Source organism: Faecalibacterium sp. DFI.5.82, from assembly GCF_029076575.1.
GTDB classification, from domain to species: domain Bacteria; phylum Bacillota; class Clostridia; order Oscillospirales; family Ruminococcaceae; genus Faecalibacterium; species Faecalibacterium duncaniae.
The window spans coordinates 13,762-24,939 of the sequence record NZ_JARFIS010000004.1 but is presented as its reverse complement, the minus strand read 5'-3'; the positions used below and the strand labels follow the sequence as shown (position 1 = coordinate 24,939).

Annotated in this window: 10 protein-coding genes and 2 pseudogenes; all 12 read right to left on the bottom strand. The window is 51.3% G+C overall.

Going from position 1 to position 11,178, the window contains the following annotated elements; genetic code table 11:
• Positions 1-144 precede the first annotated feature (144 nt).
• Positions 145-738, bottom strand: a complete 594-nt coding sequence (locus P0G09_RS06925; protein WP_275252295.1) for a nitrogen fixation protein — start codon at positions 736-738, stop codon at positions 145-147.
• A 17-nt stretch (positions 739-755) separates the two neighbouring features.
• A complete protein-coding gene (locus tag P0G09_RS06920; protein WP_275252372.1) occupies positions 756-3,155 on the bottom strand; it encodes an ATP-binding protein in 2,400 nt (799 codons plus the stop codon).
• A gap of 1 nt (position 3,156) precedes the next feature.
• The gene (locus tag P0G09_RS06915) at positions 3,157-3,537 is read right to left on the bottom strand and encodes a PrgI family protein (RefSeq protein ID WP_040647218.1); all 381 of its coding nucleotides are present in this window, start codon (positions 3,535-3,537) and stop codon (positions 3,157-3,159) included.
• Positions 3,506-3,994, bottom strand: coding sequence for an XF1762 family protein (locus P0G09_RS06910; protein ID WP_275252294.1), 489 nt, complete (start codon positions 3,992-3,994; stop codon positions 3,506-3,508). Before P0G09_RS06910 ends, P0G09_RS06915 begins: the two co-directional genes overlap by 32 nt.
• Positions 3,982-4,551 (bottom strand): MT-A70 family methyltransferase, encoded by a 570-nt coding sequence (locus P0G09_RS06905; RefSeq protein WP_275252293.1) that lies wholly within the window; start codon positions 4,549-4,551, stop codon positions 3,982-3,984. The genes P0G09_RS06910 and P0G09_RS06905 overlap by 13 nt, the downstream gene beginning before the upstream one ends.
• A 13-nt stretch (positions 4,552-4,564) precedes the next feature.
• Positions 4,565-5,434, bottom strand: coding sequence for a CD0415/CD1112 family protein (locus tag P0G09_RS06900; RefSeq protein ID WP_007046101.1), 870 nt, complete (start codon positions 5,432-5,434; stop codon positions 4,565-4,567).
• 39 nt (positions 5,435-5,473) lie between these two features.
• On the bottom strand, positions 5,474-5,689 hold the full coding sequence (locus P0G09_RS06895; RefSeq protein WP_130869802.1) for a Maff2 family protein: 216 nt from the start codon (positions 5,687-5,689) through the stop codon (positions 5,474-5,476).
• 95 nt (positions 5,690-5,784) lie between these two features.
• Positions 5,785-6,000 carry a Maff2 family protein gene (locus tag P0G09_RS06890; RefSeq protein ID WP_130869802.1) on the bottom strand — a complete coding sequence of 72 codons (216 nt, stop codon included), beginning with the start codon at positions 5,998-6,000 and terminating at the stop codon, positions 5,785-5,787.
• A 134-nt stretch (positions 6,001-6,134) separates the two neighbouring features.
• Positions 6,135-7,193: pseudogene (locus P0G09_RS06885) on the bottom strand (type IV secretory system conjugative DNA transfer family protein); the annotation flags it as partial.
• Positions 7,194-7,304: 111 nt separating this feature from the next.
• Positions 7,305-9,215: a group II intron reverse transcriptase/maturase gene (gene ltrA, locus P0G09_RS06880; protein ID WP_113998925.1), complete on the bottom strand. Its 1,911-nt coding sequence runs from the start codon at positions 9,213-9,215 to the stop codon at positions 7,305-7,307.
• Between the two features lie 703 nt (positions 9,216-9,918).
• Positions 9,919-10,647: pseudogene (locus P0G09_RS06875) on the bottom strand (type IV secretory system conjugative DNA transfer family protein); the annotation flags it as partial.
• Complete coding sequence (locus P0G09_RS06870) at positions 10,644-11,135, bottom strand: PcfB family protein (RefSeq protein WP_147561391.1); 492 nt, start codon at positions 11,133-11,135, stop codon at positions 10,644-10,646. The gene P0G09_RS06870 and the pseudogene P0G09_RS06875, both read right to left, overlap by 4 nt.
• Positions 11,136-11,178 lie beyond the last annotated feature (43 nt).

The following is an 11,178-nucleotide window of genomic DNA, read 5'->3' as shown; positions in this document are numbered from 1 at the left end:
CGCGGAGCGCGTAATACGGAGGGGACGTCACACAGCAATGAACGCTGTCATCGGGCAGAGTTTTCAGGATTTTGAGGCAATCGCCGGTATGAATGATGTCAAGCTCTATAAGAACCAGCTCCTTTCTTCGGATTTGAGCGCATATCAGTCGGAGTAATACTCGTCCGGCTCGTAGTCCTCATCTTCCATGAAGTCCTCGTCGAAATCGTCAATCTCGTCCGCCCAACGGTCGAAGATTTCCTCGGCTTCCTTCGCTGCCTCACGATAGAGGCTCAGGCGGTTCTTCTCAAAGGCGGCAAAGGCGGGGATAAACTTGCCGAACTCGCGGATTGCCCTCATATCCTGCGTGCGCATATCTGCAACGCACTGAATGATTTCGGACATCGTGAGCAGATCGTCGATCATCAGCTCATACTTGTCCTTGGGGATAGAAACGGTTTCATCATCCGCCGCGTCAGCGAAAGGGGTATTCTCGTCGCTGTTGCTGCTTTCGGGAACATCAACCTTGAAATAGAATCCGATCATATCCACAGATACCTTGGTCATAATCTGACGTGCCTCCTTGACCTTTTCGTCGATGTCCTCCCTCACATGGAGGTAGGCACGGTGATGCTTCTTGAGGTCGCTTTCCAGTCGGATCAGATCGGTCAGCTCCCACAGAGCCTTAAACAGCGCGGAGGTGTTCTCTCCGTATTCGATAGCGTCCGCATAGGGAATGGTAATCATCTTGTTGTTCATATTCAAAAATCCTCCTATCAGTTCTGTACGGTTTCTTCTAAGCGGGTGGTCATGATGCGGTAGAGCTGGGTGTCCTTCGGGAAATCGTCCTTGAAGGGAACGATGGTCGAGCCGTAGAAGATCAGTCCCTCACCGGCGTTGGAATTGGTGATGTAGTTTTGCTGGCTGGGCGAGATGTTCAGCGCCTTCGAGAGAATCTGCCGGTCACCGGATGCCTGATTCAGAAGGTAGACAAAATCCGAGTTTTCAAAGATATTCTCTACCTCGCGGGACGCAAGCAGATCCTTGACATTCTGCGTGATTCCGGTCGGAATGCCGCCCCACTTTCTGAAACGCTTCCAGATTTCCACGCTGTATGCGGCGGTCTGTTCCTCCTTCAAGAGCAGATGGAACTCGTCCATGTAGTAGCGAGTTGCCTTATGCTGGGCGCGGTTGATGGTAACTCTGTTCCACACCTGATCCTGCACAATCAGCATACCGAGCTTTTTGAGCTGCTTGCCCAGCTCCTTGATGTCATAGCAGACGAAGCGGTTGTTGACATCCACGTTCGTTCTGTGATTGAAGACGTTCAGAGAGCCGTGAACATAGATTTCAAGGGCAGTTGCGATGCGCTGTGCCTCCGGCTCCTTCTGATTTCTCAGAATGTTGTAGAGGTCTTCGAGGATCGGCATTTTCTCCGGCTTGGGGTCTGCAAGAAACTCCTGATAGACCATGCGGACACTGCGGTCAATGATGGTCTTCTCAACCGGCTGCAAGCCGTCCTTGCCGCCGACAATCAGCTCACACATGGAGAGGATGAAGTCGGATTTCAGCGTCAGCGGGTTTTCCTCTTCGGAGTAGTTCGTGTTGATGTCCAGCGGATTGATGTAATCCATGCTGACCGGCGAGATGCGGATGACCTGACCGCCGAGCTTCTGCACGAGGGGAAAATACTCGGCTTCGGGGTCGCAGACGATGATGTCATCCTCTGTGATGAGGAAGGCGTTCGTCATTTCACGCTTGGCGGAGAAGGACTTACCGGAACCGGGCGTACCCAAGATCAGCCCGTTGGGGTTCTTGAGCTGCTTGCGGTCCACCATGATCATGTTGTTGGACAGCGCATTCAGCCCGTAGTAGAGAGCTTCGCCGCCCTGAAAAAGCTCCTGCGTGGTGAACGGCACGAAAACCGCCGTGCTGGAAGTGGTCAGTCCGCGTTCGATCTCCACCTGATTGATGCCGATAGGCAGAGAGGACATCAGCCCTTCCTCCTGCTGGAAGTCAAGACGCTTGAGCGCACAGTTATACTTTTGGGCAATGGCGGCGGTCTGGAACACAGCATTTTCGAGCTTCTGGCGATTGGTTGCCGTATTCATGATGAGGATGGTCACAAGAAACAGTCTCTCATTGCGGGTCTGGAGATCCTGCAACAGACGCTTTGCCTCACCGCCGAAGGTGGCGAGATCGGACGGGATGATGTCCATATCGTAGCCGGAGCGGACAGCCTTTTTCTGCTCTTCAATCTTCATCTTGTCGAGGTCGGTGATCTTCGACTTGATGCTCTTGATTGCCTTCGCCTGGTCAATCGTCCGGATATGAAAATTGACCGTGATGTTGCTGTCCATCTCAAGGAAGTCGGCAAGCATACGGTCATTGAGTTCCGGCGCGAGGATTTGCAGGAAGCTCACCGCGCCGATGGTTCTGCCCATCTTGAAGCACTTGCCTTCACGGAAGTCAAAGGAAGTGGGCGCGATGAAGTCCTTCGTGCTGAGTCCCGTCCGGGCTACCATGTCAAAGGAAAAGCGGAACGGCTCATTGCTGTCCATGTTGAACACATCATGAAGCACTTTCAGCCGCTCGTAGCCGGACAGCGGCTCGGTTCTCACACCGAGGGTTTTGAAGTTGTTGAGAATATCGGTTTCAATGCGTTCGAGCTTCGGCTTTGCCGTGCGGAGGGAGTCCGCCTCAATGCCGAAGGTGATGTACTTCCTCTTGACCAATCCGTTGTTGCCCTTGGTGAGCTGGCTTTGCAGCATACCGGAATACTCGGAGCGGATGTCGTTGAAGGCGTCCTCCTGTGCCGGAATGTTGATGCGCTTGCGGAACTCATTGAGACTTGCCTTCTGATTGATGAAGGAGAGCTGGACGAAAATCGAGCTGTCGAAGTAGTTCAGAAAGTCGCACCAGTTCTCAAAGATGGCAGTTTTGTCATCGTTCTGTGCAAGCTGGTAGTTGATGTCCTCAAAGGCGATGGACTTCGTGTAGAGGCGGCTGTTCACCTTGCAAATACCGTCACGGCACATCTCCACATAGGGGATGGTCTGCTGGGCGGACTTGCGGACTTTCTTTGCCTTCCTGTCCTTTTTCTTCTGCACGACGATCCGCTTCTTTTCCTGAGCGGAAAGGGCGTCGCCGTAAACGACGCCGTTTTTGACGGTCATCTTAGGCTTTGCCTTTGCTGTGCTGTTGTTCAAGCTGCAATTCCTCCTGTTCTTTGATTTTCTTCTGAATCTCAGCGTAGAGATTGTTTGTGCGATATGGACGCACCTTGTCTCGGATAAACATGGACTGTACGATGTGGTACAGATACTTTTCGGCGGGCTGTCCGTCCTTCTCGTAAAGCGCGAAGAAGATGAACGGGAGCATGATCACCACCATCAGCATTGCCGCCGTAGACAAGTCGAGATGCGCCTTCGCCAGAAAGAAGATCGGGACGCCGACTGCCGCAGCGATGGAAAAACAAATAAGCTGCCGCTTGGTCAGGTTGAACATGACCTTCGTTTTGACGCGGTTAAGATCCTTCGGGACCGGAACAAATGCCATTGACTGTTTCCTCCTTTCTAAGCTGCTTTTCATAGCGCAGCTTCATTTGTGCGGGATATTGATCCTCCTTCGGTTGACGCTTGCCCGTCCAGCGAAGCCCACCCGCTTTGCCTTGACAAATCCAGCCGGAAGCCCGAATGCTTGCACCGTTTTCGCTTTCCAGCGTGTAGGTGATGATGCGCTTATAGCCCATAGCCGCAGCAGCTCTTGCCGCCGCGCCGTAGAGAAAGCTGCAAGCGTTCTTCGCCCCGTTGGTGCATAGCCTTGTAACCTCCAATGTGAAGCCGTCATCCAGATACCGGCTGACGGGACGCCCAGCGATGATTACACCGACCAGTTCACCGTCTGCTTCACAGCCGATGGAAAACTTGTGACCGGCAAAAGGCTTGTGATGCCGGTGATGCTGCCGGACGTACTCGTTGGCGTCACGAAGAGAAATGGGTCTTAGCCGCAGCATGGTGTTTCCTCCGTCGGAAGATGCGCTGTGCATTCGACCTCGTTGCCCCAAACATCCCAGCCTTCGGGAGACTGACGGGCAAAAAGCTCTACGCGGGGAAGGTCTCCCATGAGCCGGACAACGCGCTCCCTCGCTTCATCCGGCTTTTTGGAATGCTCTTCGATATGGCTGAGGATGACCTGACGCACACCGGCGTCAACACGCTTCGGATGTCCCTTCGTAGCAAGGATGCAGATTTCGGCGTTTGCCCTTGTCCAATACCCCATGCCGGTGAAGAGATCATCGTTCTTGCGGTTTTGCTTCACCCATACAAAAGCCACGGTCTTATAGGAAAAGCCCCATGCCGCCAGCACTTCGAGTGCTTCACAGAGGCACGGGAACGTGATCCAAAGGAACAGGGCGCAGTCCTTGGCGGCAAGCTCACCGACCGGAAGTGCCTTGATGTCCTCAATGCACATTGTCGGGTAGTGGCTTTCTGCCGACCGTCCCTGTCCCTTCTTGGAGTAAGTCCGATACGCCCAAGGGGGATCGGCGTAGATGATGCTGTACTTCTTCATGCTGCCGACCTCCTTAGTGCGCATGGAAAATGGATTTTGCGAGGCTTCCGGTCTTGAATAGCGAGAAGCACAGAATAACCGTGTACGCTGCCACAGAGAACAGAGCCGAATGAATGTTGTCTGCGATGATCATGCCGTTGATCAGCACCGCATAGATGCCGACGCAGACCATGATGAGGAAGCCCTGAAATGCCAGAGCGAACAAGCCTTTCAGATAGTTCGTGCCGATGCTGCCCCATTCGCGGTTGCTCATGGTTGCGATGGGAATAGGCGCAATGCTCACGGTGCAGTAAATCTCAATCATGCGTCCGTAGAGGATGACCGTAATGAGGATCGCCATGATTTTGAGGCACAAGCTGATCAGGAGCGTTTCTATCGACAGTCCGAGCAGTTCTCCGACACCCATGTTCTCCATGCCGGTACGCATCTGCGCAATCGTCGAATCAATATCAATACTGGTGTTGCCGTGGATGACTCCGGCTGCACCGGAAACCACGTTCTGCCCGATGTCGAATACTGCCATCACGATGTCAAACGTATGCGTCACGAGGTAGATCGCCACAGCCGCCTTGAAAAACCACTTGAAGAACATCCAAGTGTCCATGTCGTGAAGGTTGTTTTTCTCGGTGATCATGGAAATCAGCTCGTAGCACAAAACAAAGGTGATGATGATACCAGCGATGGGGACTATCACATTTTCGGATAGTCCCCGGATCATCTGGTACACGCCGCCGTTCCAGCCGGACGGAGTTTGCCCGACCTCGGCGGCAATCGTTCCTACCTTCTCGTTGACATCGGTGAACATATTGGTCAGGTTGCTCTCGATCCATCCGATCAGCATATCCTTGAGAGCCTGTTCGATCTTTTCTAAAATGCTGCCCAATATTTCACCACCCTTCGGTTAAGCTGGGCTTGCCGTGGATTAGCCGAACAAACCGGAGAGCAGGGGGATGAGGGTCGTGCCGATCAGCACCACACCGCCGCCAGCCATGAGCTGCTTGATACCCTGAGATTTAGCCGCAGGATTATCGTTTCCGTAGCCTTCCATGAGGTTAATAACACCCCACACTGCGAGACCCGCGCCGAGGGCGATAACAAGCGTCTGAAGAACCGTAACTGCCTGATTGATAAATGCCATACTTGAATTTCCTCCTTAAATCGTTGGTGAATTGTGAAGGGCGAGTGCCACTTTCAGCACCCGCCACGATGGTAACTTCCTGTGTGTGTTCCGGATCAACCGAACAGACCGGAGAGTAGAGGAATGAGGGTCGTGCCGATCAGCACCACGCCGCCGCCAGCCATGAGCTGCTTAATGCCCTGAGATTTAGCCGCCGGATTGTCGTTGCCGTAGCCTTCCATGAGGTTGATAACACCCCACACCGCGAGACCGGCACCGAGGGCGATAACGAGCGTCTGAAGAACCGTGACAGCCTGATTGATAAAAGCCATAGATTTTCCTCCTTGAATCGATGAAAGTTGAGTGTGTATTTTTGAAAATGGGCATAAAAAAAGAAGCCCCGTCGCTGTTCTGCTTTGGGATAAGCCATCAGGCTTTACCCACTGCGCAGTGCAGCGACGGGGCTTTAATCTGCATCGACCTCGCCCATATCATAGAGGTCGAATGTGTCATCGGGCTTGACTACCAGCTTGTGCTGCCGATACTTCTCGATGTCAAAGGTGTTCCGCTTGTCGTAGTCGGAGAGCTGCCGGTACTTCGGATGCTTCGTAATGTCGTATTTGTTACTGAGAAAAGGTCTCACGCCTCGAAGCTGCAAAATACACTTTGCTCCGTCCATGACGGCGATCTCGTCCTGAGACATCAATTCCTTGCCGGTCTTCTGATAATTCAAGCCGTAGGAGTTGTTGTTGGAACGGGTTTCTGAGGTGTTGTAAAGGTCGATTGTCTCCTTGCCCAGCACCTCGCTGATTTCCTTGAGCGTCGATTTTTCTTTTCCGCCGAGGAAAAGTGTGCAGTCGCAGTTGCCCGTGATGGTGTCCGCCGCATCCTTGTAGATGGTCTTGAGCTGAGACTGGGACTGCAAGATGATTGACGCCGAGATTTCCCGGCTTCGGATGGTTGCGATGAGCTTATCAAACTTCGGGATTTGACCGATGTTCGCAAACTCATCGAGCAGACAGCGCACATGAACGGGAAGCCGTCCGTTGTAAACGTCATCTGCCTTGTCGCAGAGAAGGTTGAAGAGCTGGGAATACATGATTGCTACGACGAAATTGAAGGTGTCATCGGTATCGGAAATGATGACGAACAGTGCCGTCTTCCGGTCTCCGATGGTGTCCAGCTCCATCTCATCGTAGCTCATCAGCTCACGCAACTCTGCAATGTCGAACACGGCAAGGCGAGCGCCGCAGGAAATCAAAATCGACTTGGCTGTTTTTCCCGCCGCCAGCTTGTATTTGCGGTATTGCTTGACCGCGAAGTGATCCGGGTCACGGGCTTCCAGTTCATCGAACATGACATCCACGGGATTTTTGAAGGTCTCATCGTCCTCTCTGGCTTCCGAGGCATTGATCATTTCGAGCAGGGTAGTAAAGTTTTTCTCGTGATCGGGTGCCTCATACCAGATGTAGCCGATGAGAGCTGTGTAGTAGAGCTTTTCCGCCTATAGTGATAGGTAATCCTTTGAAGTTATCGCCGGATTTTCCCCCACTCCACACCGGACGTGCGACTTTCACCGCATCCGGCGTTCCATCGGTTGTTTTCACAAGCATTTAATCAATCACCAAATGAAATGTTAGTTTTCTATTGCGGACAAACCAGCCTGCTGGCGCAGACTGTTCACTTTTAACATCAGTTCCTTTGTTGCCTTGAGCGTGTCGGCTATCTCTTTTAGCTCATTCTTAGGACACTCTTGCAGGAGTGGAAGAAATCTATTATGGAACAAAATCATATTTCGATAGCGTTCCTTGCCGCCCAATTCTGCCGGTGTTTTCAGCCAGCATACTATGTCAGCCGCATTTTCAAAGAGTTCCCCACTTAGCGCACATTTTCCACGTTGAGCCGAGAATAGTGAAATCCTGCTGTCAGTAAGTTCTGTGCTTCGCCCCATAGACGGTTGATTCCTCAAACCTGATAGAACAGATGAGTTCATACTTAGGTTCGTGTGTATCAATGCCCGTCCCTCTACCGTGTAACTGCAAACCGCCGCTTTCTTTGCCATCGGTATCTTGTTCTTGATGTATGCGATAGGGTAGATAGGTTGGTCGATTCCAGATACATACCGTATCATTGCCGACTTTCCAAACCGTTCTTTTTCGCTCTCGGTCATTGCGCCGCCCTCTCGAACAAGTCTGCACCCGGTTTCTGTATTGAGCCGATTTGTTAAAACTGTCATGACCTGTCTGTGGATTTTCCTGCAATCAATGCTGATGCAGGTGGCAAGTTGAAAATAATTCTGTATTCCCAGAACCATTGAATTGTACAGCCGTATTTCGTCCAAAGGTCTTTTTCCCTCTGGAGGTCGGGCAATTCGTTTCGCCTGTTCCACCAGTTTTTGCCTTTCCAGTTCCAACTTTTTGTCACAGATATGAGATTGCACGATGTACTTCCTGCTTTTCGGTCTGACTCGTATCTTAAACCCAAGAAACTCTGAATAGCGTTTTCTAACATTGACTATCCTTGTTTTCTCTGGCGATACCTCCAACCTCAGCCTCTCGGTTATCCATGCCGTTACAGCCTCTTTCGTTCTCAAAGCGTCCTCTTTATTCCGGCAGAAAATTCTGAAATCATCTGCATATCTCACGATATACATTTCTTTCAACCCTGTTTTCCTCATTTTGAGGAATGCCTTGCTCCGGTCAAAAGTAATCGAGTTTCTGATTTTCCTCTCATACCCGTATTCCTTTACAAGAGGGTGGTTCTGCCATTGGCTCTCAACCCATTTGTCCAGTTCATTCAGCACGATATTGGCAAGCAACGGTGAAATGATACCGCCTTGCGGAGTGCCTTTGTCTGGAATGAGTGTAGTGCCGTCTGGCATTCTAATCGGTGCTTTCAGAATCCGCTTGATAATAAAAATCAACTGTTTGTCGTGTATTCCCATTGCCCATATTTGCCGCATTAGCTTGCTGTGATTTACGTTGTCGAAAAATCCTTTTATATCAAACTCAATCACATAATGCAGGTTCATGCGTTGAAGCATGGTGTAAGTTTTCTGCACGGCGTGTTCCACGGAACGGTTCGGGCGAAAGCCGTAACTGTTGTCGCTGAATTTCGCTTCGCAGATTGGCTCTATGACCTGTTTGATACATTGCTGTACCAGCCTGTCCCAGATACAGGGAATACCTAACGGTCTGGTTTTTCCGTTTGGTTTCGGAATGTCTTTGCGTCTTACCGGCTTTGGGCGGTATCCGTGCTGACTTCCTGTGACAATAAACCTCACTTTCTCTGCAACTGTTTCGGGCGGTAAACACCCGATGTCACTGATGTTTTTGTTGTCTGTTCCTGCTGTGTAGCTTCCTCCGTTTGCTTTGATGTTCCGATATGCCAGAAGAATGTTGTCCCGGCTCAGAATTAAATCCATAAGGTCGGTAAAATTTTCTCCCTCCAAACTTCGATGATAGAGTTCATCAAAAACTGGCTGCATACCGTAATACTCGGCATGACGTAAGTCATCTACACATAGAGTTTTGTTTTTCTTTGGCATAAGGCATCACCTCCTTTTTGCGAAAGTGACCCTTTTGGTCTTACTCGAATCCTTATGTTGGATTGAATAATGCCTGCTTATCTCAACCGACTTGTGGCCATTCCTCCGTAGCTCACATAACGCAAGCACATCATAGGTTCGACCACTACTTTTCAGCAGCAGTTCGTCTGCTTATTGTTTTTCGTCAGACTATTCCTTGCGGAATCTGCTGCCTTTCCTCGTTCCGATAGTTCTATCTGTTCATACATACCCATAGGTTCCTGCTATAGACCTGTCGGCTTGCCTGTGCCTGTAACACAGCATGGTCGTTCGTAGGATCAATTTCTACTAAACCACACCGACTGCGCATTAACGCACCCACACATTTCTGCGTGGTCTTCTTTTAGACCTGTACATTCGCAGGTTCGTCAGTCCGCCCGCCAAAGCGAACATTCTAACCATAGGTATCTTATAGACTCTCGGCTTATAGGTAACACAGTCTGCCTCCAGACCGCTTTCGACCACTTTAGGCAGTGGTTACGGTTACTCTCAGCCTTTGTCATGGGGCTTCGTACACCAGCCATTACAGCTAATGCACGCCCATCAAGGGTAGGCGTTTCAGGGCGTTACCCCGTCATTCCACCTATCAAACTACCAGTTCTTCGAACAACGGAAAACCGTTGCTCGTGCGCAGACTTTTTACCGTCTGCGAACGAGTCGCACTGACCCAGAAATCTTCGCCGGACTTATCGCCGTCTCCCTTCGTGTTGACGATGATCGTATTGACCAGCTTGAGGATGTCCTTCTCGCTGCGAATGTAGCTGAACGGGTTGTAGTGCATGGATTTCCGGAAATTGATGGTGTTCAGCGACTTGATGACGTAGCCGCCCTTTTCAAGCATCTTGCCGCACTCCACCAGCACCGTACCCTTCGGGTCAGTCACAACGTAGCTGCTGTGCATCTGCATCAGGTTAGGTTTGACGAAAAAGCGCGTCTTGCCTGAGCCGGAACCGCCGATGACGAGGATGTTCTTGTTGCGGGCGTATTTTGGCTGCTTTGGACGGCTGTTCATGGTCAGGAACTCCGTCTGCGTCAGAATGACGTTGTTGGAGAACTCCGGGTCCATGTACGGCTTGATGTCCTCTGGCTTGCCCCAGCGGGCAGATCCGTATTCTTCGCCCTGCCGGAACTTCTTGCGGTTTTTGCCCTTGACGTAGACTGCCAGCTTGAGCAGCACGCCAGCCGACAGACCGATGAGAAGATCGACGGGATGAAAGCTGGGCAGCGGATTTGCAAAGGCAGAGCCGAACACGGCAAAGCCGTTTGTCAGCTTGTCGATGAACGCTGCGCCGGGGGCGAGACGAAACACGGCGGCGATCTTATCCGCGAAGTAGAAGGCGAAGACATACGGAAGGTTCAGAAGAATGAGCTTCTTCACATCGGGTTTGTTCACAGCTCCACACCCCGATCCTTGGTTTTGACCTTGACCTTCTCCTTGTGCTGCGCCTTGCTCTGGGCTTTCTCCTGATCCAGCTTGTGCCGGATGGACGGCTGTTCCTTCTGCTTGACCGTTTTGGCGGAGAACTCCTTGAAGGCGGCGGTCATCACATCAACGTCCCGTCCCTTGAAGAAGACAAGATAGCTGGGCGGCTCAACGGAAACGTCTTTCTTGAGCGCAAAGTCCAGACCGTATTTGCTGGCGGTCCGCTCAAAGGATTTGATGTTGCCATCCGTCACTTCGATGTTGGAGATGGCGGCATTCTGGCTCATCAGATGCTTGATGGACTGCTTGCCGCGATAGGTTTTTGGCTGCTGCATCTGCTTCTGTGCCTTCTCAATCTCCTGCACGAACTTGTCCAGTGCCTTTTTCAGCACCTCGGCTGAGATTTTGCCGCCCTTGATCATAATTGCAACAATTTTGGTGTTGACTTCATCCTGCATTGCGACGTTTACCTCCTTTCGTTGTAATGATTATGGGGACTGC